This is a genomic window from Nitrospiraceae bacterium (assembly GCA_035623075.1).
Classification (GTDB): domain Bacteria; phylum Nitrospirota; class Nitrospiria; order Nitrospirales; family Nitrospiraceae; genus DASPUC01.
Genome location: DASPUC010000035.1, coordinates 18,475 through 44,069, shown reverse-complemented (window position 1 = coordinate 44,069; position 25,595 = coordinate 18,475). Strand labels below are relative to the sequence as shown.

General features: G+C 56.4%; 23 protein-coding genes and 1 tRNA gene. 13 read left to right on the top strand and 11 right to left on the bottom strand.

The window, feature by feature from the left end:
- Positions 1-97: 97 nt before the first annotated feature.
- Positions 98-565 carry a hypothetical protein gene (locus tag VEI50_12025; GenBank protein HXX75850.1) on the bottom strand — a complete coding sequence of 156 codons (468 nt, stop codon included), beginning with the start codon at positions 563-565 and terminating at the stop codon, positions 98-100.
- Between the two features lie 242 nt (positions 566-807).
- Between VEI50_12025 and tadA the strand changes: the two genes are divergently transcribed.
- Positions 808-1,350: a tRNA adenosine(34) deaminase TadA gene (gene tadA / locus VEI50_12020; GenBank protein HXX75849.1), complete on the top strand. Its 543-nt coding sequence runs from the start codon at positions 808-810 to the stop codon at positions 1,348-1,350.
- A 12-nt stretch (positions 1,351-1,362) separates the two neighbouring features.
- Here tadA and VEI50_12015 read toward each other — a convergent pair whose 3' ends face one another.
- The gene (locus VEI50_12015; GenBank protein HXX75848.1) at positions 1,363-1,962 is read right to left on the bottom strand and encodes a 4'-phosphopantetheinyl transferase superfamily protein; all 600 of its coding nucleotides are present in this window, start codon (positions 1,960-1,962) and stop codon (positions 1,363-1,365) included.
- A 311-nt stretch (positions 1,963-2,273) separates the two neighbouring features.
- On the opposite strand from VEI50_12015, the gene VEI50_12010 reads away from it, so the two are divergent.
- Positions 2,274-2,363, top strand: a tRNA-Ser gene (locus VEI50_12010).
- A gap of 54 nt (positions 2,364-2,417) precedes the next feature.
- Here VEI50_12010 and VEI50_12005 read toward each other — a convergent pair.
- Positions 2,418-3,935 carry a DUF2779 domain-containing protein gene (locus VEI50_12005; GenBank protein HXX75847.1) on the bottom strand — a complete coding sequence of 506 codons (1,518 nt, stop codon included), beginning with the start codon at positions 3,933-3,935 and terminating at the stop codon, positions 2,418-2,420.
- Between the two features lie 73 nt (positions 3,936-4,008).
- On the opposite strand from VEI50_12005, the gene VEI50_12000 reads away from it, so the two are divergent.
- The gene (locus VEI50_12000; protein HXX75846.1) at positions 4,009-5,361 is read left to right on the top strand and encodes an MATE family efflux transporter; all 1,353 of its coding nucleotides are present in this window, start codon (positions 4,009-4,011) and stop codon (positions 5,359-5,361) included.
- Here the strand turns inward: VEI50_12000 and VEI50_11995 are convergent.
- Positions 5,348-6,688 carry a 2-dehydropantoate 2-reductase gene (locus VEI50_11995; GenBank protein ID HXX75845.1) on the bottom strand — a complete coding sequence of 447 codons (1,341 nt, stop codon included), beginning with the start codon at positions 6,686-6,688 and terminating at the stop codon, positions 5,348-5,350. The two genes, VEI50_12000 and VEI50_11995, sit on opposite strands and share 14 nt — an antisense overlap.
- An 84-nt stretch (positions 6,689-6,772) precedes the next feature.
- Between VEI50_11995 and VEI50_11990 the strand changes: the two genes are divergently transcribed.
- Positions 6,773-7,501 carry an NAD-dependent deacylase gene (locus VEI50_11990; GenBank protein HXX75844.1) on the top strand — a complete coding sequence of 243 codons (729 nt, stop codon included), beginning with the start codon at positions 6,773-6,775 and terminating at the stop codon, positions 7,499-7,501.
- On the opposite strand, the gene VEI50_11985 is transcribed toward VEI50_11990, so the two are convergent.
- A complete protein-coding gene (locus tag VEI50_11985; protein HXX75843.1) occupies positions 7,493-8,215 on the bottom strand; it encodes an HAD-IA family hydrolase in 723 nt (240 codons plus the stop codon). The genes VEI50_11990 and VEI50_11985 overlap by 9 nt on opposite strands.
- A 139-nt stretch (positions 8,216-8,354) precedes the next feature.
- On the opposite strand from VEI50_11985, the gene VEI50_11980 reads away from it, so the two are divergent.
- The 9 genes from VEI50_11980 to VEI50_11940 all read left to right on the top strand — a co-directional run bounded on the left by VEI50_11980 (position 8,355) and on the right by VEI50_11940 (position 19,755).
- Positions 8,355-9,509, top strand: coding sequence for a response regulator (locus VEI50_11980; GenBank protein HXX75842.1), 1,155 nt, complete (start codon positions 8,355-8,357; stop codon positions 9,507-9,509).
- Between the two features lie 296 nt (positions 9,510-9,805).
- Complete coding sequence (locus VEI50_11975) at positions 9,806-12,565, top strand: valine--tRNA ligase (GenBank protein ID HXX75841.1); 2,760 nt, start codon at positions 9,806-9,808, stop codon at positions 12,563-12,565.
- A gap of 3 nt (positions 12,566-12,568) precedes the next feature.
- Positions 12,569-13,450 carry a carboxylating nicotinate-nucleotide diphosphorylase gene (gene nadC, locus VEI50_11970; protein HXX75840.1) on the top strand — a complete coding sequence of 294 codons (882 nt, stop codon included), beginning with the start codon at positions 12,569-12,571 and terminating at the stop codon, positions 13,448-13,450.
- 27 nt (positions 13,451-13,477) lie between these two features.
- Positions 13,478-14,284 (top strand): biotin--[acetyl-CoA-carboxylase] ligase, encoded by an 807-nt coding sequence (locus tag VEI50_11965; GenBank protein ID HXX75839.1) that lies wholly within the window; start codon positions 13,478-13,480, stop codon positions 14,282-14,284.
- Positions 14,285-14,316: 32 nt separating this feature from the next.
- Positions 14,317-15,108: a type III pantothenate kinase gene (locus VEI50_11960; protein HXX75838.1), complete on the top strand. Its 792-nt coding sequence runs from the start codon at positions 14,317-14,319 to the stop codon at positions 15,106-15,108.
- Positions 15,109-15,201: 93 nt separating this feature from the next.
- Positions 15,202-15,825: a nucleotide exchange factor GrpE gene (gene grpE / locus VEI50_11955; protein ID HXX75837.1), complete on the top strand. Its 624-nt coding sequence runs from the start codon at positions 15,202-15,204 to the stop codon at positions 15,823-15,825.
- 24 nt (positions 15,826-15,849) lie between these two features.
- The gene (gene dnaK, locus VEI50_11950) at positions 15,850-17,769 is read left to right on the top strand and encodes a molecular chaperone DnaK (GenBank protein ID HXX75836.1); all 1,920 of its coding nucleotides are present in this window, start codon (positions 15,850-15,852) and stop codon (positions 17,767-17,769) included.
- Between the two features lie 15 nt (positions 17,770-17,784).
- Positions 17,785-18,972 carry a molecular chaperone DnaJ gene (dnaJ, locus tag VEI50_11945; protein ID HXX75835.1) on the top strand — a complete coding sequence of 396 codons (1,188 nt, stop codon included), beginning with the start codon at positions 17,785-17,787 and terminating at the stop codon, positions 18,970-18,972.
- A 42-nt stretch (positions 18,973-19,014) separates the two neighbouring features.
- Positions 19,015-19,755: a 16S rRNA (uracil(1498)-N(3))-methyltransferase gene (locus VEI50_11940; GenBank protein HXX75834.1), complete on the top strand. Its 741-nt coding sequence runs from the start codon at positions 19,015-19,017 to the stop codon at positions 19,753-19,755.
- Positions 19,756-19,764: 9 nt separating this feature from the next.
- Here the strand turns inward: VEI50_11940 and VEI50_11935 are convergent, their stop codons facing one another.
- The 6 genes from VEI50_11935 to deoC all read right to left on the bottom strand — a co-directional run bounded on the left by VEI50_11935 (position 19,765) and on the right by deoC (position 25,573).
- Positions 19,765-20,760 carry a YCF48-related protein gene (locus tag VEI50_11935; GenBank protein HXX75833.1) on the bottom strand — a complete coding sequence of 332 codons (996 nt, stop codon included), beginning with the start codon at positions 20,758-20,760 and terminating at the stop codon, positions 19,765-19,767.
- Between the two features lie 213 nt (positions 20,761-20,973).
- Complete coding sequence (locus VEI50_11930; protein ID HXX75832.1) at positions 20,974-22,650, bottom strand: IPT/TIG domain-containing protein; 1,677 nt, start codon at positions 22,648-22,650, stop codon at positions 20,974-20,976.
- Positions 22,651-22,844: 194 nt separating this feature from the next.
- On the bottom strand, positions 22,845-23,306 hold the full coding sequence (locus VEI50_11925) for a RidA family protein (GenBank protein HXX75831.1): 462 nt from the start codon (positions 23,304-23,306) through the stop codon (positions 22,845-22,847).
- Positions 23,307-23,317: 11 nt separating this feature from the next.
- Entirely contained in the window at positions 23,318-24,475 is a 1,158-nt protein-coding gene (locus tag VEI50_11920; protein ID HXX75830.1) for a phosphopentomutase, read from the bottom strand.
- 90 nt (positions 24,476-24,565) lie between these two features.
- Positions 24,566-24,868, bottom strand: a complete 303-nt coding sequence (locus tag VEI50_11915) for a PilZ domain-containing protein (GenBank protein ID HXX75829.1) — start codon at positions 24,866-24,868, stop codon at positions 24,566-24,568.
- A gap of 24 nt (positions 24,869-24,892) precedes the next feature.
- Positions 24,893-25,573 carry a deoxyribose-phosphate aldolase gene (deoC, locus tag VEI50_11910; protein ID HXX75828.1) on the bottom strand — a complete coding sequence of 227 codons (681 nt, stop codon included), beginning with the start codon at positions 25,571-25,573 and terminating at the stop codon, positions 24,893-24,895.
- Positions 25,574-25,595: the final 22 nt, after the last annotated feature.

Here is a 25,595-nt window from a genome sequence, read left to right as displayed (position 1 = left end):
AGGTTCGAGATGCCCTGAAGAAAATTGTCTCCAGGTAGTCAATGCTCCGAACCTCACGGGCTATCAGTTTGGCGGGAGTGTCTTGGTGGGCTCACACTCACTTCCCTAAGCAATTCTCAAAGATTTCGTCGCAATGGTCGTCGTCCTTGTAAGAAGAGGGTACCGAGTCGTACTGAACACCTTCGACGTGATCATTTTTGAGTCCGAGGGTGGCCCAATAGCCGTGGTGAATACGTGCGACGCTGCTTTTCGATGCGACAAACGATTCTTCCAGGATAGAAGCTTCTTTGTAGTATCTCAGCACCGTCAGATCGCCTACTAGACTCTCTTGAGGTTGGACTGCGGCACAAGCCATGAGTTCTTGTCTGCTCTTACCGATTAGCGCTTTCTGTGTAGGAGAAGGCATAGGCAGTTCTTTGGGAGCGGACGTGCATCCACTCGACTCGAACCAACCGAACATTGTCAGGGCAATGACGAGCAATATTCCGAAGCGCCGATCTCCTAACGAGGCAACTGCTCGGTCCATGAGGAGGCTGCGCGTGTCTGTGACGAGGTTAGATTTCACAACAAATGTCTCAATCCATACAGAGGGCATCGGTCACTAACGTCGATCAAGAATAGCTGAAAATGAGTGAGAAATGAACCGCTCTTTGAGGGCGATGGCGGATCGGAAAAAATGCATCTATTGATACGGACTACCTCGTCACCAGCTTCTCCAAACAGCAATCGTCCAGCAGCCCCAGCACTGTCCCTGCATCACGCCATCAGTAGCCTCAGACTTCTCCCGGTTGAAACAGCCGTGCTAAGATGACGCTCCGGCAATCTGGTATTATCGCATCGCTCGCCCGTTCCCTGATGGCCACGTATTCAGCACAAGACACGCACTGGATGAAAATCGCTCTGGAGGAAGCCGCCAAGGCTCCATCCTTGGGGGAAATCCCGATTGGAGCTGTCATTGTTCGTGAGGGTGAGATTCTTTCGATGTCACACAATTACCGTGAAATCTGGCAGGACCCGACAGCTCACGCGGAAGTCGTGGCGATCCGGACTGCTGCGTCCGCACTCGGCTCATGGCGGCTGACTGATACGACTTTGTACGTCACGGTTGAGCCTTGCGCCATGTGCATCGGCGCAATTATTCTTGCCAGAATTCCGCGGCTCGTGTTTGGTGCACGTGATCCGAAGGCCGGCGCGTGCGGTTCAGTCTTTGATCTGGCGACAGATTCCCCGCTCAATCATCAGGTTTTGATCACGAGCGGAGTGCTCGAGGAAGAATGCCAATCTCTCTTGCAAGAATTCTTCCGACGACTTCGAACCGAATCGGTTCAGACAAGCGATCCTTCGACGTAACCGCAGTGAGTCTTACGTGCAGAGCGTCACTTTCCATCCACTGCCCTCTGCGGCCACTGCTCCAACCCAACCCGCTTCCAGCGAGAGAAATTGAATGGCTAGCGGAGTGTTCTCCGGCGGATTCCCTTCGCTGACGAGATGGCCTGTCGTTCCCCCACAGGACAATTCAATGCGATGACGATCGAGGGGAAATGTGAGGCCACTCCCGCGCGCTTTCAAGACCGCCTCCTTGGCAACCCAGATACGAGAAAAGGTTACGTGTTTTGCCGTCGGCGCGGCACGTCCGATGGCTACCTGCTCTTGAGGCGCAAAGAATCGCGCTGCGAGAGCGGTGACATCGCGGTCAATCAGAACTTTTTCCAAGTCGACACCCACTTCGCGCTCCTTCGAGACCGCAATTAACGCTCGTCCGTGGGAGTGGCTGAGATTGAACCGGATCATGTTTGTCCTTTCATCGGTTCCCTGTAGCATGGGTTTCCCGGAAGCCATTTTCTGGAAAGACAGATCCTCTGGCCCGCAGTCACAATAGCGACTCAGCACCATCCGTAAGGCGCCATGTGCCGCTACGAAGTGACGTCGCTGTTGTTCCGACGTGATGCGAGCCGCGCGCATCGATTCCTCTGGTGAAAGACAATGCCAGCATTGCTCAATTGTGTCCGCCTCCGCCTCCAGTGAGACACCCCAGATATGAATAGCACTCTCATCTACATTAGCTTTATCGGTGGGCCACGGGGGCTTTTCAAGCGGTCGAAAAGTCAGCATCTTTGACCTACAAATCGTAGCCGATGCAGGAGGAGTGCCCTGGTTTCCTTCCGTCGGGGCATTGCAAAAACACCACTCTCACGGTAAGCTCCGTTTCAAGTCGTGATGCTTTTGTCTTCCTACCTGCTCACGATTCAGAGAGCGCGATGCACTGTTACTCCGGAGAGGTGCCAGAGCGGCCGAATGGGCTCGCCTCGAAAGCGAGTGTCCTCGTAAGGGGACCGTGGGTTCAAATCCCACCCTCTCCGCCAGACAGAGCTTGCTTGACGCAGAGCCTCACATGTGGTGGCGACGGGAAAAATACCTCACGTGATCCTCGCTTTCTCCTTTAACGCTCTCCTCAATTCCACCATAGCGAGCGTATCGCGTTTACAGTATTGGAGGAGAGCCTCCTGGATCTTCGCTCGCTCGATCCAATCGGATTCCAGGAAGACCATCCGGTAGTACTCACTGGCTGCCTGCCCTCCCTCTTTGATGATGAGGTCATCATAACCGAGCGAGGGTACCACCGCAGGCAGCACGTCTTTGATTGAATAGCGACCGAGAAATCCGGGATGGTAGTAATACTCTTTGATCACCTCGTACAAATCCCAGATTCTCCCGATGATCTGCTTCAACTCCGATCGCCACTGCGGCAAGACCTCAGTCAGTTGCTCGAGGACCGATCGTTCATACGGTGAATACACGCAAATGTGTCCCTGCTCTCCGAGTGACTCGATCAATGCTTCCGCCAACCTGGCACGGGGATCACTCGCTTCTCCGTGCAGGAATTCTTCATGACGAAGTTCTCCGGATTCCAGTTCGATGTGATTCGACCATTGCACCGGAAGGGCTTGATACGGTCTCGTGGACGGAAACCGTGGAATCGCTAACATCACTGTTTCAAAGTCCAGATGGTGAACCGGATAACGGACTGACTCAAGCACCGTCCCAAGCTTGCGAGATACCCACTCCACGTTGTCTTTCATTCGTCGCTGTACCGGCGTGAGCTTCGCGTTCTCTGGAATCTCGTCGATCGTTGAGATGCCCTGCTCCATCAATTGACTGACAGCTTGTTTCGATCCCGGCAGGTAATACACCCATCGAGACGGCTTGTCTGCGGTGCAATGAGCCCAAAACGGACACTCGTAGGGACTATGGCAATGGCGGTCCGGCTCGATCGACGGAACGACCGATTGCATCACGGCGGTTTTCATGGCCGCAAGTCTGTCCAGGACCTGGAGTCCTCGTCCCGCAACTAACTCTGAGACGTCCTCGATGGTAAAGAGCCCTTGAAGATCGATCTCGCCACCGTCGTACAGATACTGCGTATTGATATGCATGAGGCACGTGGTCGCCACATGCAGGCCCGCACCCTGCAAGACATATCGTTGAATCGCCAGGTCATCGAGATGAACGTCTTTGACACGAGACGAGGACTTCACTTCGATTAAGCGCCAGGCACTCTGTCCTGCCATATCACCCTCGACGCGCTGAAGGATATCTACGCGAACCAGGACGCTGTCGTACTCGAAGGCTCCTTCAAAAATCACCGGGACCGAGAGATTGTTGACGGCTGAGGCAGTATGGGCGAGCGCCGCCTCCCGCTGACGATGGGTTTCCCCGATGAGCATGCCCCCGGGAAACAGACTTCTGGCACGTTCGCCGATCTCGGTTCCCATGTCGAGCATCGCCTGTGTTGACGCATCCGGTGCACTGGCCAACTGAGGATGATGCACTTCGAGATACACACGTTTCAGACACTGCAATCCGGCCAGGAATTTCGACTTGGACAAACGGGGGGCAATCGTAGCAGAAGAAGATGCGCCCGGTTCCGTCATCATAGAACAGACCCTATCGAACACTTACCCCATTTGTCTACCAAGGCAGGGTCTCGCTTCTGCTAGGATAGGCCCTGTGGGACCACTTCCTCGGATCCGAAAATCTGTGCTCACATTGGCTCTGCCTGTCACGGTCAGCAGTTTGCTGCAGCGAGCCGAGGGCATTGTTGCTGTCTTCCTTGTCGGAGGACTGGGGGCCACCTCGATCGCCGCCGTAGGGTTGGGACAACTACTGGCATTTATCGCTGCGACGCTACTCTCGGGCCTTTCAGTGGGAGCCAATGTTCTCATCGCACAACTCTGGGGCGCTCGACGTACCCGCGACGGTGAAGATGCCGCGACACATCTGTTGATTTTTGGTCTTGTCGTTTCATTGGTCCTCATGGCAGCCGGCATTGCGTTCAATCGTGAGGCCATGGTCTTGTTGGGAGCGGATACCGATCTCATCAACCAAGCCGAGCCCTACTCCGACCTCATTTTTCTCGTCATTCCCTTTACCGTCTTGCTTCATACGCTCACCTCGATCCTTCAAGGCACCGGCGACACCCGAACACCGATGTTTGCATTGATCGTCGTCAATCTTCTCCATCTTGCTCTGGCCTATCCACTGATCTATGGCCTCTGGGGCTTTCCTGCGTGGGGCATAACGGGGGCGGCGGTGGCCGTGGGAGCTGCGGAAGGCACCGGGTTCCTATATTTGCTGTGGGCTTGCCGCCGTCTGTTTCGTATCCCCTCCACCGTTCGCCGGGATCTCCTCCACGCAACCTGGCGGATCGGCGCATCGGTGTCAGGCGAACGTATCTTCCAGCAAGCCGGCGTCATGGTCTACACGAAAATCGTCCTTCTCTACGGCACGGTTACCTATGCTGCACATCAGGTCGGCTTGTCGATCGAGTCCTTGTCCTTTCTTCCCGGATATGGATTCGCCATCGCCGCCGCCACCATGGTGGGGCAGAGCATCGGCGCAGGAAAGTATGTGCGCGCAAAGATGGAGAACTGGGAGGCCAACCGGCTGGCGGCTGGTGCGATGGCAACAATGGGGATGGTCTTTTTCTTCTTCCCTTACGTCCTGCTTCGCACGTTTACGAGCGATGCATCCGTCATCGAGCTTGGCACGACCTTCCTGCGTATTGTCGCGCTCCTGCAAATCCCGCTTGCGCTGACGATGGTCCTAGCTGGCTCCCTCAGAGGAGCCGGCGACACTCCTTTTATCATGTGGGCAACCACCATCGGGATGTGGGGTATCCGGGTACCGTGGGCCGTCGTCACCGGATTTGTTCTGAAGCTGGATATACTAGTCGTCTGGAGCGCCATGATAGCGGATTGGACCGTACGGATGGGATTACTCTTGTGGCGCTACCGATCGGAACGTTGGAGGACGATTCAAGTGATCGGGCAGGGGAGCAAGAAAGGCGCTAGCAGTTTTTGAGTGATGGTCTCGTATCCGCTCCTACGCCTTTGGTGACTTCAACCCGCACTACACCCTTTACATTTGCGCAAAGATCGCCGAGACCTGGAGTAATCAAGCGAAACGGGCCACCCTTTTCTGGCGGCAGGGATTGCCCATCGAGTTCATAGAGCAGGATGCCAAATTCATTGGCCTGTTGCAGCGTGAGACTGGCTGCATACTTTCCGTCTCCGGAGTGAAACGTCACGTGGTCGGCTTGGACCGCGAGCGCCGGTACATCGAGCAAGCCCTTGAGCCTAACCCCCTTCCCTCGCATGTTCGGCATGACGGTCGACACATCCACGTGATGCTGTGTGGGAAGCTTTGAGATCGATGCATGATCAAACGTCACGGGCTGCACCACCGCCCCCTCAATCCGCAGCACGCCAGGTCCAGTCCGGTCACGTTCAGTAATCGTCTTGACCATCGCCGTCAACGCGTCATTGAGCGGTGTCGGAATCCCCAGTTCACGCCCGAGTTTTGCCACGTACCCGTTGAGATAGTCGATCTCCGTGGGTCGTCCAGCCTTCCAATCATCGAACATCGACGTATGAATGTCTCGAATCTCTTGTGTCCAGCGAAGGACTTTCCCAGCCATATCGGACGCCAACGGAACTTTTACGGCTGCCGCCACTGCCGCTACTTCTTCGACAATCTGAGGGATGACGCGCAGCATCTCCGGATGGTCGAGCGCCTTGGCCACTTTATCGTCGATGATGACGGTAAGGGGATTGAACACGCAGTTCCAACACATCTTTTCCCACTTGCTGCGACGCACATCATCCGTGAGTTGACATGGAATGCCCGCCTGTTTGAAAAGCTCCACAATGGACAATACACGGGGGCTCGTATGCCCCATCATTTCTCCAATCGCCACAGAACCTTTCTTGTAGTGATCGATGACGCCCGGCGCCGCAATTTTAGAATAGATGAACGCCACTCCGCCGACGACACAATCGCGTCTCAGTCGTGCGATCAGACGATCCTCCGTGTCCACGCCATTTTGCAAAGTGAGGACGACCGTGTGTTCATCCATGACCGGATCGAGTTGGGTCATCACCTCCTCGATGTCATAGGCCTTGACGGAAAGGATTACCAGATCAGGGGTCGGCAGTTCTCGCGGATCGGACGCAACACGCGGGCGTACGGTAAATGACCCACTCGCGCTGCGGATTGTTAGGCCGTTTCGCTTCACCGCTGCTAACGTTGTGGGTCGCAGTAAGAACGAGACGTCAGGATTACTCTTCGCAAGGTGCGCGCCGAAGAATCCGCCTACAGAGCCGGCCCCAACCATCAAAATGTGTTGCATAGAGGTCTTCCAGAGATAACTGGAGCGTAACTATACCACGCGCCCTTGTTGGACTGAAGTCGTGTACAATGCACTCCACTTCCGATGTTACTCGACGATCAAATTCGCCTCGCCCAGGCGCACCTGGCTTCGGCTCAGTCGATCACGATCCTGACCGGGGCGGGAATCTCTGCCGACAGTGGTGTGCCGACTTTTCGTGGTGCGGACGGCTTGTGGCGGAATTTTCGGGCGGAGGATCTCGCGACGCCGGAAGCGTTTGAACGTGATCCGCGCCTCGTATGGGAATGGTACAACTGGCGGCGAGAACTGATCGCGACCACATCGCCGAATCCTGCGCACGTCGCGCTTGCCGAACTCGAGCGGCGCGTGAACCATCGAATGTGGTTAATCACCCAGAATGTCGACGGGCTGCATCGCGCCGCCGGTTCACGTCGACTATCAGAGATTCACGGCAACATTTGGATGGTCCGCTGCACTGCGTGCGGCGTCGTGACCGAGGATCATCGCGTCCCGATCCCAATCCTTCCGGCATGTGATGTCTGTGGGGTACTCGTACGCCCGCACATCGTCTGGTTCGGTGAACCGCTCGATCCCACAGATCTCCGTCGTTGCAGCGAGGTGCTCCAAACGTGTGACTTGTTGTTGGTTATCGGCACTTCCGGCGTGGTTTATCCCGCCGCAGGCTTCGCTTCAGTCGCCAAACAGGCCGGCGCGACGGTCATTGAAATCAATCTCGATGAGACTCCTCAGTCGGACATGGTCGATCTGACGCTTCGGGGAAGAGCGAAGGACCTCGTACCTCAACTACTGTGAACGGGTTACGAGAGAGAGCAATTCATCGAGCGCATGAATGACCAGTACGCTGCTATCCCGCACAACCCGTTTGCGATCCAACAGGATACCGGTAAGCCCAGCCTTCTGCGCTCCTTCGACATCGTCTCGCAAACTGTCTCCGATATGGACCGCCTCCTCAGGATCCATGGCATGTTTTTCCACCGCAAGTTCGAAGATTCTCGCTGCTGGCTTGGCCGCTTGCGCCAAGCTGGAGATCGTCACCGAATTGAAGTACGACTCAATACCTAATCCCCGAAGGATCGTAAAAAGACGCGAGTCAAAATTGGACACGATCCCGAGTTCGAACCCCTGATCACGAAGCTGCGCGAGGACTCGTTCTGTTTCCGGGTACAACACCCAGGAACGGGCATCTTCGAAAACCCGGAACACCTCTTCAAAGAACTCATCAAACCGTTCGAACATCCCGACCCGATAAAAGACACTGTGGACGATATCAAACCACCAGAGCCGCTCACATTGTTTGAGTTTCGCAGGAACCATCTCGACAAAGGCTGGCGGAGGCGCTTCCCGAAAGGCCCGTTTGAACGATTGCGTAATGGCTTCGAGCGAGTCTGGTTTTTGCTGAAACCCCTGCTTGACCGCATAACGGAGATAAATCTCCGCGACCGACCCATTGACGTGGAAAAGGGTTTCAGCCGCATCGAACAGGATGAGCTGGATTGGTGTCTTCATGGATCGGAGGTCCCCGAGTCGGACGGATTCTAGTCACCCCAAACGAACGACGTCAAAGCCGACATGAATTAGTGGTTTTCTTGACAAAGAATACCCTCGCTGTTAGCTTCGACTTAGTTCAATAAAATTGGAGGGTTAGGTGCCTTCAACCATTTTTGTGATCGACAGCAGTCCGGCTGTTCGCCGGATGGTCGAACAGATCTCAACTCCTGAAGGCTTCGAGGTCGTCGGCTTTCAGGACGGACCCACCGCGTTAGAGGCAGCCCGCAAGAGGAGCCCCCATCTGATCATTGTCGACTACCACTTAGACAACATGACGTTTTCCGGCTTCTGCAAGGAAGTCCAAAGGATCGACAACCTAGCTGACACGTATATTGTCTCCTTGATCAGCCCGTCCGATCGTCTAGACGAAAAGCATCTCCGCTCGTTAGGGGTTAAAGCGTTCCTCAAGAAGCCGTTTCAGTCTGACAACCTGTTGGAAGTCATTAAAGATCTCGGATCCAACGGATCGAAGAAACGCCGTTCCTGGCCTCCGGCATCGAGTTCCACTGATTCGGACGAAGATCCCTCGCTGGTTGATCAGGAAGATGAGACCGAACTGTCTGAAGAGGATACGGGCCAGATTGCGGCTGCCCAGATACCTCCGCCGAAGATTTTAAAAAAATCGCCCCCCCCGCCTCCATCAAAACCAGCTGGTTCAACCGCTCCGAAAGCGACGGGCGAACCCGAGGACGCCATGAAGGGCCTGTTCGGCCAACTCTTAGAGACAATGACGGAACGCACCGAAGAAAAAATCTCAACCATGCTCCCGCACGTCATCGGGAAAGAACTTGCCTCGCAAGTAGCCAAAGCGGTCCAAGATGAAGTGCAAACCCAGTTGGGTGCCACCCTTTCGCAAGAACGGCTGGCGCATATGATCGAACCGCTCCTGGGCAAGGAGCTGTCCAACGTATTGTCCCGCGAAATGCCGGTCCTGGAACCGATCATCCGACACAGCATCTTTGAGATCGCAACCCCGCTCGTAAAAGACAGCATCGATGGACTCGCGCGGGAACAGGCAGAGACGGTCAAGAAAACACTACCCGATGTCGTCCATGATCAAATTGGATCGATCGACGTGCTGGTGCGGGATGAGATTCAGCAGGCCGCGGTCAAACAGGCCACACAGATCGCCGATGAGATCGTGCGGGCAGCAGTTAAAGAGCAAGTCGAACAGGCTGTTCAGCGGCTTGTCCCAGGCATCGCCGAGGAACAGATCAAAGCCGAGCTCAAACGTCTCACCGCCCTTGAGTAGGGAACGACCGTTGAGAGGATTTACCCTTTCTTTCCCTTCTTGCTCCGACGAGCCTTCGCCAGCGCCTTCATGCGCTTGATATTCTTCCGGTGCTTTTTTCGCGTTTTTTTATCTTTGAGCCGTCCCGTCGCCATACTTGCTCCATCCTGGTGTGAATAAGATAATCCGCGCCTTCCCAACCATGCGCACGCTTGTATAACACAAGCTACAAGGGCCCACAAGCCGCGCCGCCGTTCGCTTGTGAGCCTGCACCCTCCATGTTAAGATGCGCGCCGCCCAACCCTCGTTGGCGGACCATGGCAACCCCGCAGCTCGACAAGACCTACGATCCGAAATCGGTTGAAACACGCTGGTATCAGCTTTGGGAACAACACGGGTATTTTCACGCGTCGGTCACCCACCCGGGCCAGCCGTACTGCATCGTCATCCCGCCCCCAAACGTTACCGGCTCTTTGCACGTCGGTCATGCGCTCAACAACTCGATCCAGGACATTCTGATCCGCTGGCGTCGCATGCAAGGACGGAACGTCTTGTGGATGCCAGGGATGGACCACGCCGGCATCGCCACCCAGAACGTCGTCGAGCGGCAACTCGCTGCGGAAGGGACGTCGCGTGAACAGCTCGGCAGGGAGAAATTTGTCGAACGGGTGTGGGCATGGAAAGCTCAATCTGGCGGCACCATTATCCAGCAGCTCAAGCGGTTAGGGGCCTCCTGCGATTGGGCTCGGCTCCGCTTCACCATGGATGGGGGCTTGTCGAAAGCGGTCCTCGAAGTCTTCGTCCGGCTCTACGAGGACGGCCTCATTTATCGGGGTGAACGGCTGATCAACTGGTGCCCCCGCTGCCTGACCGCGCTGTCCGACATCGAAGTCGAGCATGAGGAGGTCAAGGGGAAGCTGTACCATATTCGGTATCCACTCGCAGACGATCCGGCTACGTTTTTGACTGTTGCCACAACCCGTCCTGAAACAATGCTGGGCGATACCGCCGTGGCGGTGCACCCTGAAGATCCACGTTATCGCCACCTCATCGGCAAAAAAGTCCGTCTGCCGCTTACAACACGCGAGATTCCAATCGTAGGTGATTCGATCTTAGTAGACCTAGAGTTCGGCACCGGCGCGGTGAAGATCACACCGGCGCATGACTTCAACGACTTTGAAGCAGGCGAACGGCATCACCTGCCACGACTACCCATCTTGGATCATCAAGCGCTGCTTGATCGAACCGGTCTGCACGCCGCTGGCGTGGAACCGGCCGTCATTGACGCCGTTGCCACGACCCCGGTCATCAAGGCTCGTCCGAGGATCGAGCAGTTCCTGAAAGATCGCGGCCTCCTCACAAAAGTCGACGATCATAAGATGTCGATCGGAAAGTGTTACCGTTGCAAAACCGTCGTGGAGCCGTACCTGTCGCCTCAGTGGTTTGTAAAGATCAAACCCCTGGCCGAGCCGGCCATAAAGGCGGTGGAGGACGGACGGATCAGGATTATTCCAGAAGGATGGGTAAATAATTATCTCGGTTGGATGAGGGAAATTAAAGACTGGTGCATCTCGCGCCAGATTTGGTGGGGACACCAGATTCCCGCCTGGTACTGTCGCACATGCAATGGACACTTGATCGTCGAAAAGAAAAGTTCGATGCCTTCCTGCCCGCGCTTCACTATTCTACAGGGAGCTAAAGCCATTGTCGGAAAGGTTGCGCCTCTCTCCTGTCCGACCTGCGGGAAGACTGACTTCATCCTTGATCCGGACGTGCTCGACACCTGGTTCTCATCCGGTCTTTGGCCTTTCTCCACATTAGGCTGGCCGGAGCAGACACCAGAACTCAAAACCTACTACCCAACTTCAACGCTCGTGACCGGACTGGACATTCTCTTCTTTTGGGTCGCCCGTATGATCATGCTCGGGCTGAGGTTTATGGGCGAGGTACCCTTCCGAGATGTTTATATCCACGCCCTCGTGCGGGATGCGGAAGGCCAAAAGATGAGCAAGTCCAAAGGCAACGTGATCGATCCGCTCCACGTCATGGAGGAATTCGGCACTGACGCGCTGCGATTTACCCTGGCCTCGATGGCTTCCCCGGGACGTGACATCAAGCTCGCCGAGGAGCGAATCGAAGGCTACCGAAATTTCGCCAACAAGATCTGGAATGCCGCCCGGTTCAGCTTGATGTATCTCGATGGTCCGCGCACCTCGTTGCCGCGGGCCGAACGCGCATTCCCGGACCGCTGGATTCTAAGTCGTCTCCACCACACCATTGCCACTGTGACAAATGAGCTGGAAGCCTATCGTTTTGACCGTGCCGCCAACGCTCTATACCATTTTATCTGGCATGAATACTGTGACTGGTACTTGGAGTTGATCAAACCCGTCCTTCAGGATTCTACTCATCAGGATAGCGCAAGCACCAGACATACACTGATCGAAACCCTCGAAACCACCCTGCGGTTGCTTCATCCCTTTATGCCCTTTCTCACCGAAGACATTTGGCAGCACCTGCCGCATGAAGGGGGGAGTATTGTGGTGCGGCCATATCCAGCGGCAGACGCAGCTTACAGGGATTCAGAAGCAGAAGACGTGTTCGCTCTTCTTGAACAAACCGTCGGGCTGGTTCGCACGGCCCGTGTTCTCTTGAATTATCCACCCGGACAGCAGATTCAGTTCTCTGTGTCACAAGATGAACCCAAACGGCGACAGCAGCTGAACCAACTCAGCAGTTATCTCAGTCACCTTGGTCGCGGGACAGCCGACTTTGCTCCAACCACACAGTGGCCGACCTCCCGACTGCTCCGTCTCGTGGCCAAAAACCTGTCCGTTGGAGTTGGTGTAACTGGCGATGTCGACCTAAAAAAAGCGCTGGAACGGATCGTCAAGCAGAAGTCCGAGCAGGCCAAGGAAATCGAGCGTCTCGAGAGCAAGCTTCGTAACAGCGACTTTGTCTCCAAGGCTCCGCCGGAGGTCATCACGGACCATCAGGAACGTGCGCGAAGCCTCCAACACGATCAGGCTATGCTCGCGAGCAGCGAACAACAACTGCGGGCCATGTTAGGAGCCTAGCGCATGCGACAGTTTCCTGCCGCCGAGATCAGGCGCGCCGTTCGTATCGCGCTTGAGGAGGATCTCGCCTTGGGAGACGTCACCACCAGCACGCTTTTCCCTCATAGAACGCCAGGACGCGCCACGATTACCGCACAGCAGGACTTGGTCTCCGCAGGCTTAACCGCCGCCGTTCAGACTTTCCTCGCCGTTGACCCCTCGCTGAGCGTCACACCCTTGTGCAAGGAAGGTGATCTGCTACTTTCGGGTCAGTCGTTGATGGGGGTCGAAGGAGATGGCCGATCCATCCTCATGGCTGAGCGAGTCGCCCTCAATTTTCTCCAGCATCTCTCCGGCATCGCCACATTGACCAGGAAGTTTCGTGACGCAGTGAAGGACTATCCCGTCACCATCCTCGACACGCGAAAAACCCTTCCCGGCTTGCGGGCCCTTGAAAAGTGGGCGGTCACACTCGGCGGTGGACAGAACCACCGCCGGTCGTTGGGAGACGGTATTTTGATTAAAGACAACCATCTCTCCCTCCTGAAGGCACAGAAGCAAGGTGTGCGCGAAGCCTGTCGTCGCGCCCGCAAGAAAGCGTTGGATACACTCACGGTCATCGTGGAGGTTGAATCTCTCGCAGACGTCCGCCAGGCCCTGGCAGGGAAGGCGGATGTGATTCTGCTCGACAACATGACCCCGCGAATGGTTCGTCAGGCCGTGACCCTCATCAAGGAACGCGCACTAGTCGAAGTTTCCGGGGGCATCACCCTGGACAATGTGCAGGAGATGGCCGCGGCCGGGCCTGACTTTATCTCCATCGGCGCCTTGACTCATTCCGCGCCGGCCGCCACCCTCAGTCTCGAACTCGAGCCGCTTCCACACAGGCCACGAAAACGGCACTAATCCATGCAGATCCCTCACGCCATTAGTGTGGATTCGATCCGTAGCACCCTGGCGACCCAGATCTTAGGCCGCCGGATCGAATTGTTCGAACAACTCCCCTCGACAAATCTTGAAGCGACTACGCTGGGCGAATCCGGTGTTGAGCATGGGACGGTGGTCATCGCCGACCGCCAAACAGCCGGTCGAGGTCGTCTGGGGCGAACCTGGTTTTCGCCGGGCGTCACCAACGTCTATTGTTCTCTGGTGTTAAGAGCCTCGCTTCCTTCCAATCGTTTGTCGGACTGGCTCTCATGGCTTCCATTGATCACCGCTCTCGCCGCCGCTGAGGCAATCGAGTCCGTGACGTCGGCATCGATCTCTCTTAAGTGGCCCAATGATCTTCTACTATCCGATCGAAAAGTCGGTGGAATCCTCTGCGAGAATGTCCAAGCTTCACCATCGGGCCCGTTTCAAATCGTTGGGATCGGCATCAATGTGAACACGAAGCCTGAGGATTTTCCCGAAGAGCTCCGCGCATCAGCGACCTCCCTGTGGAACCAGACTCATGCTGTTGTCGATCGGAATAGGCTCATCGCACAACTATTACTCGAGCTGGAGCACTGCGTCGAGGAGCTCACCGAACACGGACCACAACAACTGGCGCTCGCATACCAACGGCGTTGTTCAACCCTTGGACGGAAGGTACAAGCGAGTCTGGCAGACGGCTCGGAACTCACCGGATGCGCCGAATCGATCAGCCAAGATGGCTCGCTCCTAGTTTCAACCGTCCCAGGAAGCGGGCCGAACAGAACCGTCGAGCTCCGTGCCGCAGACATCATTCACCTCAGATCCTAGCGATTTCCTTTTCTGCCCAGTACAATACGAACATGTTGCTGGTCGTTGATATCGGGAACACGAACATCGTCTGGGGCATCTACGACAACCGCACCCTCCTCGCTCACTGGCGCTTGGCGACAGATACGAAGCGAACAGCGGATGAGTATGGTATTCTCTTCTCCAATCTCCTCGCCGCAGCGGGAATTCTCCCTCAACGTGTCTCCGGAGCGATCATTTCTAGCGTCGTTCCTGTTCTCACACCCACTTTCGAGGAAATGGTAGAAGGATCCTTTGGCCGACATGCCCTCCTCGTGACATCTGAAACAGATACAGGACTGACGTTGACCTATGCCAACCCCAAGGAGATTGGGAGTGATCGATTAGTGAATGCGGCTGCGGCGTACCACAAATACCGCCGCGACCTCATCATCGTCGATTTCGGCACCGCCACGACGTTTTGCGCCGTCACGAAAGACGGCCAGTACCTCGGGGGAGTCATCGCTCCGGGTCTGGGTATATCAGCGGAAGCCCTATTCACCAGAGCCGCTAAGCTGGCCAAAGTTGAATTCGTTCGCCCCAAAACCGTTATCGGCACCGATACCGCGAGCAGTATCCAGTCCGGGCTGTTATTCGGATATGCCGGTTTGGTCGACTCATTGGTTCGCCGAATGGAGCAAGAACTAGGAGGGTCCGCTCTTGTCATTGCAACGGGGGGCCTCAGTTCAATCCTCGCTGCTGAGACAACAACTATCCAAAAAATTGAGCCGCTTTTGACCCTCGAGGGACTCGAATTGCTATACCGCCGAACGACCGGCGAACCAGGTCCGACCTTATGGACCTAAGCTCCTTCCTTCCGTGCATAAGTAATTAATTTTTCTAGGCCCTGTTGACATACCGAGTCAGGTGGCTATCTGCCTGTCCAACGGGTTCATTTCGTGTCAAAAGAAAAGAAGAACATCAATACAATCGAGAACTTAGAAGTCCGACCTTCTGAGACAGCCTCTGCCAGCGCCGAGGAGACGACTCAGGCGGCAGAACTTCAGCAAGCTCTGACTGCCAAAACCGAGGAATGCCAGGGACTGAATGACCGGTATCTCCGTCTGGCTGCTGAGTTCGAGAATTACAAGCGACTGGCCCAGCGGGACCAGCGTGAGCATATTCGATATAGCAACGAACAGATTCTCAAGGAGCTCTTACTCGTTGTCGACAATCTCGAGCGGGCTGTGAAGGCCGCCAAGGAAAACGGAACGAGCGAAAGTCTCGTCCAGGGGGTGGACCTGACCCTCAAACAGTTGATGGGAGTCTTGACGAAATTCGGGGTTCAGCCTGTTGCCACCGTTGGTCAACCTTTTGATCCCGCCGCGCACCACGCGGTCACGTCAGTGGCATCCCTTCAGATTGCCGAGAACCATGTGGTGGAAGAGTTCCAGCGTGGTTACCGGCTCCATGACCGCATCTTGCGGGCCGCCATGGTCAGCGTGTCGACGGGAACGGGACAGGATTCGACGAACGGTGAGACTACGACGACGAGTACGGAAGGTCACAGTTTGAGCAATTGATCGCATGGAGGAAGGAGCATACACATGGGGAAAGTAATCGGCATCGACCTGGGAACGACCAACTCCTGCGTCGCCATTATGAGCGGAGGAGATCCTGTCGTCATTGCAAATGCGGAAGGAAGCCGGACGACACCGTCCGTTGTCGCGATTACGGACAAAGGAGAACGTCTGGTCGGTCAAATCGCGAAGCGGCAGGCTATCACCAATCCGGAAAACACCATCTTTTCCGTCAAACGTCTGATGGGTCGCAAGTTCAAGAGCCGCGAGGTACAGGAAGCTATCAAACGTCTGCCCTATAAAGTGGTCGAAGCCGACAATGGCGATGCGCACGTTGAGTTACGTGGCAAACGATACAGTCCGCCTGAGATTTCCGCGATGATTCTGCAGAAGATGCGGCAGACGGCGGAGGATTATCTTGGCGAAAAAGTCACGGAAGCGGTCGTCACCGTTCCAGCCTATTTTGACGACAGCCAGCGCCAAGCGACTAAAGACGCGGGTCAAATCGCCGGTCTCAACGTCCTGCGGATCATCAACGAGCCCACCGCCGCTTCCTTGGCTTACGGCCTCGACAAGAAAAAGGACGAGCGGATCTCCGTCTACGATCTGGGGGGCGGGACATTCGACATCTCGGTCCTGGAAATCGGCGAAGGCGTGTTTGAGGTGAAGTCGACAAACGGTGATACCTATCTCGGCGGTGACGACTTCGACCTACGCGTCATGGACTGGTTGGTCGACGAATTCAGGAAGGATCAAGGTATCGATCTCCGTAAAGATCGAATGGCTCTCCAGCGTCTGAAGGAATCAGCCGAACGGGCCAAGATTGAGTTGTCCTCTTCGCAGGAAACAGAGATCAACCTTCCGTTCATTACGGCTGATGCCAGCGGTCCGAAACATATGGTCACGAAACTCACCCGTGCCAAACTGGAACAGTTGGTTGACGATTTGATCCAACGCACTGTCGAGCCCTGCAGGAAGGCCTTGGGGGACGCCGGGGTCTCAGGCCGTGACATCAATGAAGTAGTGCTGGTCGGCGGCATGACCCGCATGCCAAAGGTCATCCAAGTCGTAAAGGAGTTTTTCTCCAAAGAGCCACATCGTGGTGTGAATCCGGACGAAGTGGTGGCGATCGGGGCTGCGATCCAAGGTGGCGTGCTCAAGGGTGATGTGAAGGACGTCCTCCTGCTCGACGTCACTCCCCTCTCCCTGGGCATCGAAACGCTCGGCGGCGTCTTCACGAAGCTGATTGAGCGCAACACTACTGTGCCGACCAAGAAGAGCCAGATCTTTTCGACAGCGGCGGACAATCAAACGGCCGTCACGATCCGTGTCTTCCAGGGCGAACGGGAAATGGCGAACGACAACAAACTGCTCGGTCAGTTTGATCTCGTCGGTATTCCGCCAGCTCCTCGCGGCATGCCACAGATCGAAGTCGCCTTCGACATCGATGCGAACGGCATCGTGCACGTATCGGCGAAAGACATGGCGACGCAAAAGGAACAGTCAATCAAGATCACCGCGTCCAGCGGATTAAGCAAGGAAGAAGTCGAGAAGCTCGTCAAAGACGCCCAGTCGCACACTGAAGACGACAAGAAGCGCCGGAAAGCGGCGGAGGCCAAGAATCAGGCGGACAACCTGATCTATCAGACGGAGAAAAACCTGACTGAACATGGCGATAAGGTGCCCGCCGAGGAGAAAACGAAGATTCAAGAAGCGGTCGCAGCGCTCAAGAAAGCGATGGAAGGCACCGATACCGCCGCCATCGAGTCCGCGACACAGACCCTGATGACGGCCTCCCATAAACTCGCTGAGGAGATGTATAAGAAAGCCTCTGCGACGTCGGGGGCCGGCACCTCCTCAGCAGATAGCAACGGGGCCGGCGAAACGAAGACCGACGAAAAGGTCGTCGACGCAGAGTTCGAAGAAGTAGACAAAGACAAGAAGTAAGCTACAATACGGGCGGTGAGACCGAGTTTCGTTGATGAACGGGACTCGGTCTTTCTGCACGTTTCATTGAGCACCGTGACAGCAGTGAGCAAACGCGATTACTACGAAACCCTTGGCGTCGATCGGACTGCGTCCGAAGACGAGCTGAAGAAAGCCTACCGCAAGCTGGCCCGCGAGCATCATCCTGATCTGCATACCGGCGATCAACAGAAGAAGCGCGCCGAAGAAAAGTTCAAAGAGATCAACGAAGCTTACGAAACACTCAGCGATCAAGAGAAGCGGCGGCGATATGACATGTTCGGACATGCCGGTGCCCAACAAGGAGCCGGTTTTGAGGGTTCCAGCGGCTTCGGTGGGAGCGGATTCGGAGACGTTTTCAACGATATCTTCGACGACTTTTTTGGGGGACATCGCAGCAGCAGTCGGGCGGAACGGGGCAACGACCTCCAATACAACCTCGAACTCACCTTCGAGGAATCCGTCTACGGCAAGGAAGCCAAGCTTAAAATTCCTCGGTGGGAAACCTGTGGCGAATGCCGGGGAAGCGGCGCCAAATCCGCTGCCGCCATTAAAACCTGTCCGAGTTGCAAAGGCGCGGGGCAGATCCGTCTCCAGCAGGGTTTCTTCAGTATCAGCCGTCCGTGTGGACAATGCGAAGGATCTGGACGGATCGTGACGGAGCCTTGTTCTGCCTGCCAAGGGCGGCAACAGACCTACCGCGAACGCACCATCGCAGTTCACATTCCGGCCGGAATCGAATCGGGCATGCGGCTACGTCTCGCAAACGAAGGCGAATCCGGCGTCAACAATGGCCCTTCCGGTGACCTCTACGTCGCGATCACCGTCAAACCGCATCCCGTGTTTCAGCGAAAAGGCCACGACATCGTCTGCGAAGTCCCCGTCCACTTTGTGACCGCTGTGATGGGCGGCAAAGTCGATGTTCCTACGCTCAAGGGCAATACCGTGATCAAGATTCCTCCCGGCACACAACACGACAAGATTCTCCGCCTCAAAGGACTCGGCGTCCCCAGTCTCAAAGGGCATAGCACTGGCGATCAGCAGTTCATCATCAAGGTGCAGATCCCCACGAAGATGACCGCACGCCAGAAGGAATTACTCACGGAGTTTGCTAAAGAAAGCGGCATGTCGATGGATGCCGAGGGGGACGGGTTCTTCGACAATATGAAAACGTTCTTCGAATAGTCGTCTTCCTTCGTCGTCTCTCACGGACAGCCACCGCCAGCCATGCCAACGTTCTTCATTGGGCCCGAGGCCATTACTTTACCGACCATCCACATATCCGGTCCGTTGCTGCACCATTTGCGCGAGAGTCTCCGACTCCATCAGGGTGAATCGTTGACACTGACGGATCATCACGGCAGCAGATATCACGTGGAGGTGACGGAGACTTCACCTCGCGCAATCAATACTCGTGTTCTCAAGCAGGAAACGGCCCCGCCTCGCTCGACCCCTCAGATCGTGCTCGGCCAGGCCCTGTTGAAGGGTGAAAAGATGGACTGGGTGTTGCAGAAAGCGACTGAGCTCGGTGTTGACACGATTGTTCCGCTCGAAACTCATCACAGCGTCGTAAAGCCAATCCCAGAACGGGTCGAACGTCAACGGACCAGATGGAGTCGCATTGTGTTGGAGGCGGCACAGCAATCGGAACGATGGACAATCCCGACGGTATTGGATCCGACAGGGCTCGAGCGATTTTGCGATCGGCAGTCAGGAGCAACGATGAAAGGGATCCTGTCGGAACGGTCCAAGGGCAGCTCTCTCGCTTCCCTCGCGCTTCCGCGTGAGCCCCATCACGTGATCGTTCTTCTGATTGGACCGGAAGGGGGATGGACACCGGGGGAACAGCGATTGGCTCAAGACCTCGGATTCGTCTCGCTCACGCTAGGGGGACGCATTCTCCGAGCAGAGACGGCGGCACTCGCCGCGCTCAGCATTCTCCAATCGAGACTGGGTGCATTAGGATAGGAACGAGACCTACCGACCGATCGAAAGGCGAACGATGGTGCCTTTCTCGCCGGTTGCCCAACCGTGCAGCGCATCGGGGAACGAAAGTCCGAAGAGCGAAACCTTTGCGACACTCTCCCGTTCGACCCAGGTAAAGCCGCTATCCGCCGTGTGGTACACCATGCCCCGTTCGCCCACGATCCACCCGGTCCGAGGATCAGTGAAACGGACACGCAGCAAATCCGTCAGCTTTGTGCAATTCCTCACGCAGGGAAGCGTTCGATCGACCCACCGGCCGCCTCCGTCGGTCGTGTGAAACATCGCACCAGCATTGCCGACCACCCACCCTGTCGTAGGATCAGAGAAATAGACATCGAAGAGGGTGACCGCGCCTTGCGTTTCTTGCGCCACCCATGTCGCACCTCCGTCATCTGTCGCGAGGACCGTGCCGACAGCACCCACAGCCGTTCCACGCTTTTCCGTGACGAACTGAACCGCATACAAGGCCGCGGTCGTCGTGCTCGCCTGATCAATCCAATGGCCTCCCCCGTCGGTCGTATGAAGGATCGTCCCGTTTCCGCCGACCACCCATCCCTCTGTCGGAGACATGAATGAGATGCCGTACAATGGTACCTGGGTATCGATCGGTTGTGGCGCCCATGTGTCTCCACCATTGACACTGTGCCGGATCGTGCCGTTCGCGCCGACCAGCCATCCTCGTTTGTCATCGACAAATAGAATTCCCGTTAATAGCGCTGTGGTCCCGCTCGAGACCTTCTTCCATTTCTGGCCGCCATCGAGAGTCTTGAGCACGGTTCCTCCGGATCCGACGGCCCAACCCACGCTGAGACTACGAAAATGCACACTCATCAGCGTGACTTCGGTTCCGGATTTTTGTGCGGTAAATGAAAGAGGAGATTCGCCGGCTCCCGCTGGATGCCCGGGCAGGATAGATATCACTGAGGCAAAGACGACAGCACTTACGCGACCCGCAACTACGGAAAACTTTCGGCCCCAACCATTCATGCTATCCCGCATTATTCATGACGGTTCGTGACGAAACCGCCGAGACGCCAAGCGAGACGGGCGTGCGGAGCCCCGAGAGACCGAGGCGTGCTTGCAACAGTACGTTGAAGTCGTGAGGGGCGAGCCCGCCCGCTGGTATGCCGCAAGGCAGCATGCGAGTTGCCGCAGCTGCGTATCGGCAGTTGCAGTAGAAGCGCTCATGAATAATGCGGGCTAGTCGTTGGTGCTGCCTTCCGGTCTGACCTGGAAAAAACTTTGGTCGGGGAAACCCTTTGCTTCAATGGTAAAGGTGCCGGCTTCCATCGTCAGCCATTTCTTCGGCGTACAGCAGGTTCCATCGGGCAGAATGTCCCACGAGCCGCGGCGTACGACGAGGGGGCCGGTTGAAAGATCGGGATTGAACTCACCCGGCTTGCCGATCCCGAAGAGATGACGACGGGGAACGCGAACTTTGATCTCGGTATCGGTCCATGAAATCACGACCGCCGCGACATTACTGAACAGGACTTCCGTCCGTGATACATTCTCTTCTAGAGTCGGACTATTCCTTTTGTAGATGTCCTTGGTCATGCCCATCTTGCTGGCCTCGGTGGTTTTAAGAAAGTTCCCAAATCCGCTTCCGTGGATCGTCACCACCTCATCGAGGCCCGCTGAATGAGGGCTATACGAGTCGATTTTCGGCGTCACGACGGTGAAGGTTCCCGCTTCCGTCGACACAAGCGCTTTCTCTTCGCAACAGGTTCCGTCCGGTTTGGGTTTGGCACTTCCTCTGGTCACCACAACAGGCCCGCTTTTCGCGCTGAAAGGAACCCACACATCGATTCGATCATCGTGCCACCGGTAGATCACCGCCGGGACCCCGCCGATTTCCACACGATTGTCCCCTGTATCGAAGTCCATGAAATTGAACGGCGTGGACCCGCTTTCAGAATACGACCCAAAATGCTCACCGCTAATTCTGAGTAATGTTCCGATAGGGGCACCGGCCGGAGAGACTCCCGTCGCCTTGGGAACCTGAACGGTAAACGTGCCAACGGTTCGATCCTGCCCGTGAGTCGTGAGGATTACCGGTCCGGTTTCCGCGTCGGACGGCACATGGACGACGATCGTGTTGTCGGACCACTGAGCCACGGAAGCGGGACGCCCGCCGAAGCGGACACCATCGGCGGCGTCTCTGGAAACGCCAAACCCCTCACCGAACAACACCACCTTCGTGCCGGTCGGGCCCTGGAGCGGATCCATCCGTACGGTGGGAACGACGGTGATCGGCATGGTATTGCTGAGTACGTACCGGACCGGCGCACAACACGATCCGTCCGGAAGCGGGTCCGACGAGGCCAACCGCACCAGGACATCGCCGGATTTGGCGTTGGCCGGCACTTCGACTTCGATCTTTTCATCTTTCCATCGGCGAGGTCTGACGACGACTCCGCCAATGACCACGTCGTTGACTCCGAACATCGTGTTAGGATCGCGAGCCCCAGCCGTTATTCCGAAGTGTTCACCGGTAATCTCGATCTGATGGCCTGGCTCAATTGCGGAAGGAGTGACGGCCGTGATCATCGGCCGAACGAGAGAAAAGGTCCCGGCCACTAATGTCTTCTTTCCAATGTGGATTTCGACGCGACCGGACTGCGCCTGAAAGGGAACTTTGACTTCGATCAGATCGGGCTCCCATCGTTGAATCAGTGCCGGCACACCAGCGAAGATCACACGATTGAACTGCACGGAGCGAAACGATCCGAACCCCTTTCCGCCGATCGACACAGTGGCCCCAGGCGTTGCCGCCGCCGGCGTCAACTGGATTGCCGTCGAGGTGGCAGCCACCGCTGCGCAGGTCATGCTCCCCCAGAGAATAACAGCACTCATCAGACCGAGGAGAGCCTTCATGGTTGTGCTCATGAAAATCATCGAGAATAATGACCCTGGCGTGGCACGAGAACCCCACGCACCGGATTGAGGAAGGGCAAAACGGGGGTATAACGTGAACCGAGGGACGTTCGGACTATAACAAGCGGTTTTTTCAGGTGTCAAGCCGACCACACCACATCGGCTGAGCATCCGCAGGCAGGCGAGTGTTTGGATCACGTAATGGAAAGAATGACTTCGATCTCGACGGGGGCACGTCGAGGTAACTCCGCCGCCCCAACCGCTACTCGCGCATGACGTCCGGCCTCACCGAAGACCGCCACTAAGAGATCCGACGCTCCGTTCACCACCTGTGGTTGCTGGACAAACCCTTCTTCGGAGGCGACATGACCGACGACCTTGACGATACGGTTGATGCGATCAAGACTTCCCAGCTCCTGCTTCGCGATAGCGAGGGCGTTCAGCACGCAGAGTTTGGCCGCCTCCATCCCTTCTTCCACTGTCAGATCCCGTCCCAGTTTTCCTGAAAATACCAGTTGACCCTCCCGCATCGGCAAAACGCCGGACAAGAACAGGAGATCACCGGCTCGAACGGCGGGAACATAGGTTGCGACCGGTTGGGGCGGAGAAGGCAGCTGCAGACCAAGCGTCTTGAGTTTGGCTTCATACGATATCATTGTTCTGAACCTTATCCCGGTCGCAAGGCATCCAGAAAACTGTCCCCCTCCGCCAACGGTTCGCCACGCAGCGCCTCCACGATGGTTTGACCGAGATCCGCGGCGGTCGACCTGGTGCCAAGATTCACCCCTTGAACGAGCTTCGGACCACTCATCAGGAGCGGCACGTATTCCCGCGTAGCACCCTGATGGACCTTCTTCGGATCGCGCCCATGGTCGCCGGTCACGACGAACAAGTCCCCGGGCCGCAGTTGCTCAAGCAGAGAGGGAAGCTGTCGATCAAAATCGTGCAGCGCCCCGGCCGACCCGACGTCATCGGATTCGAGCACATCCAGTCCGACATAAATCAAGCCGCGAGGGACATTTTTCAACATCCCCTTGACGTCCTCGAAAAGCGTCGCCCAGTGAGATTGCGGAATCGTACGCGTCAGCCCGCGGCCGTTGAAGAGATCACCGGCCTTGCCGACGCCGGTCAGGATTTGTCCAGCCCGATTGAGCACATCAAGCATCGTCGTGCCGGACGGCTCGATCACAAAATCCCTCCGTTGATGGCTGAACCGAACTTGTCCTTTCTCTCCAGTGAGTGGGTGGGCAACCACTCGCATGATGCCCCAAGGCTCTCTAAGAAGTTTCCTCGCCTCGCGGCAGAGTTGACGCAATGCGTCGGGACGCATCACAGTTTCATGAGCGGCAAGGTGACAGGTTCGCCGACCGTCGGTCCAGACGATCGGCGAACCCGACGCGAGATGATCCTGACCATAGTCCTGAAGCACTTCCCCGGGCGAGGCCACACGATTTCCCAGCAGCTTCCGGCCGCTAACCTGTTCCAGGACGGCGATGAGTGAATGGGGAAATCCCTTCGGGTATGTGTGACTGGCAACGGCATGCATGTAGCCGTTCAGCTCCCAATGTCCTCCCAACGAATCGACATCGCTGGAAAGAAAACCGAGCCGACCGAAACAACCTTCCGGCTGAGCCATCACCTGCACACCTGGGATCGCGGTAATATGGCCGAGCCCTAGCGCCTCCATCGTTGGAAGATGCAGGCTGCCTGTGGCCTCGGCGAGATGCACGAGCGTGTTGGTGCCCTCATCGCCGTACTCGGCTGCGTCCGGCATCGCCCCGATTCCGAACCCGTCGATCACGATAAGAATGACACGATTCATCATGGACTCATTTCCATCGAACCGGTGACCGGATCAACACTGAAACCGCACACCAACTCAGAGCAGGCCGTGATGTCAGCTCGCAATCGAGTATTACGAGGCACTCCGCTTCGCCACATCAATAAGAAATGCATCCAGTCGTTGCTTCGAGTCTCCGGGCACAACCTTGAATTCAACGCCGAATTCACGTCTGGTCGCCCAAGAGATTCTTCCCAGCTCGACAAAAATGGGTGTCGGCTGCCCGGGCACAGTGATTTCGAGACTCACGGATTCCCCCTCTGTGGCCATGATTCCGCACTCGATGGCACAGCCTCCTCGGGACAGGTTGAACGTCGTCCCGTGAACAGCCTGTTCCTCCAACACACAGGCCACGGGACATTTGACATCAAACCGGATGTCTTGCCGTATCGTAAAGATGGTCTACCCCTTTCGCCGTATAGCCGCCCATTCCTCTAGAATCTTCAGACTCGTGCTCGTCCCGATGCGATCTGCCCCCGCTTCGAGCATTGCCAGTGTCGTCTTCCAATCTCTGATTCCACCGGACGCTTTCACTTTCGCCTTACCGGCCACGGCCTGCTTCATGAGCCGCACGTCTTCGACCGTCGCGCCGCCCGCTGCAAAGCCGGTCGACGTCTTGACGTACTCCGCGCCGGCTTCGATGACAAGCTGACAAGCCGTTCGTTTCTCTTGACCCGTGAGATAGCACGTCTCCAATATCACCTTGTGTTCCACGGTGGGCGTCGCTCGCACAACCTCGGCAATGTCTTGTCGTACATAGTCGTGATCGCCCGACTTCAGGCGACTCACGTTGATGACCATGTCCAGAATCCCGGCGCCGCGCGCGACGGCTTCGATGGCTTCAGCCACCTTACTCTGAGTTGTGTGTCCGCCTAAAGGAAATCCGATCGGGATCCCCACGCGAATCCCCGATCCGGCGACAGCCGTCACCGCTTCATCCACATAACAGGGCGGAACAAATACGACGAGAAAGCCGAACTGCTTCGCCTCGCCACACAGGCGCAGCACATCCTGTTTCGTTGCGTCGGGACGGAGTATGGTGTGATCGATCAGCGCAGGCAGATTCCACTCATGGGTCATCATGGAAATCTCTTATATCAGGACT

Bases quoted from the DNA above. Each gene is read 5' to 3' on its own strand.
- VEI50_11990 (HXX75844.1), top strand. From the start codon at position 6,773: ATGTTACTCGACGATCAAATTCGCCTCGCCCAGGCGCACCTGGCTTCG.
- nadC (HXX75840.1), top strand. From the start codon at position 12,569: ATGCGACAGTTTCCTGCCGCCGAGATCAGGCGCGCCGTTCGTATCGCG.
- tadA (HXX75849.1), top strand. From the start codon at position 808: ATGACGCTCCGGCAATCTGGTATTATCGCATCGCTCGCCCGTTCCCTG.
- dnaK (HXX75836.1), top strand. From the start codon at position 15,850: ATGGGGAAAGTAATCGGCATCGACCTGGGAACGACCAACTCCTGCGTC.
- VEI50_11930 (HXX75832.1), bottom strand. From the start codon at position 22,650: ATGAAGGCTCTCCTCGGTCTGATGAGTGCTGTTATTCTCTGGGGGAGC.
- VEI50_12005 (HXX75847.1), bottom strand. From the start codon at position 3,935: ATGATGACGGAACCGGGCGCATCTTCTTCTGCTACGATTGCCCCCCGT.
- VEI50_12015 (HXX75848.1), bottom strand. From the start codon at position 1,962: ATGCGCGCGGCTCGCATCACGTCGGAACAACAGCGACGTCACTTCGTA.
- VEI50_11985 (HXX75843.1), bottom strand. From the start codon at position 8,215: ATGAAGACACCAATCCAGCTCATCCTGTTCGATGCGGCTGAAACCCTT.
- VEI50_11935 (HXX75833.1), bottom strand. From the start codon at position 20,760: ATGAATGGTTGGGGCCGAAAGTTTTCCGTAGTTGCGGGTCGCGTAAGT.
- VEI50_11940 (HXX75834.1), top strand. From the start codon at position 19,015: ATGCCAACGTTCTTCATTGGGCCCGAGGCCATTACTTTACCGACCATC.
- VEI50_11995 (HXX75845.1), bottom strand. From the start codon at position 6,688: ATGCAACACATTTTGATGGTTGGGGCCGGCTCTGTAGGCGGATTCTTC.
- VEI50_11975 (HXX75841.1), top strand. From the start codon at position 9,806: ATGGCAACCCCGCAGCTCGACAAGACCTACGATCCGAAATCGGTTGAA.
- VEI50_11925 (HXX75831.1), bottom strand. From the start codon at position 23,306: ATGATATCGTATGAAGCCAAACTCAAGACGCTTGGTCTGCAGCTGCCT.
- deoC (HXX75828.1), bottom strand. From the start codon at position 25,573: ATGATGACCCATGAGTGGAATCTGCCTGCGCTGATCGATCACACCATA.
- VEI50_11960 (HXX75838.1), top strand. From the start codon at position 14,317: ATGTTGCTGGTCGTTGATATCGGGAACACGAACATCGTCTGGGGCATC.
- VEI50_11920 (HXX75830.1), bottom strand. From the start codon at position 24,475: ATGATGAATCGTGTCATTCTTATCGTGATCGACGGGTTCGGAATCGGG.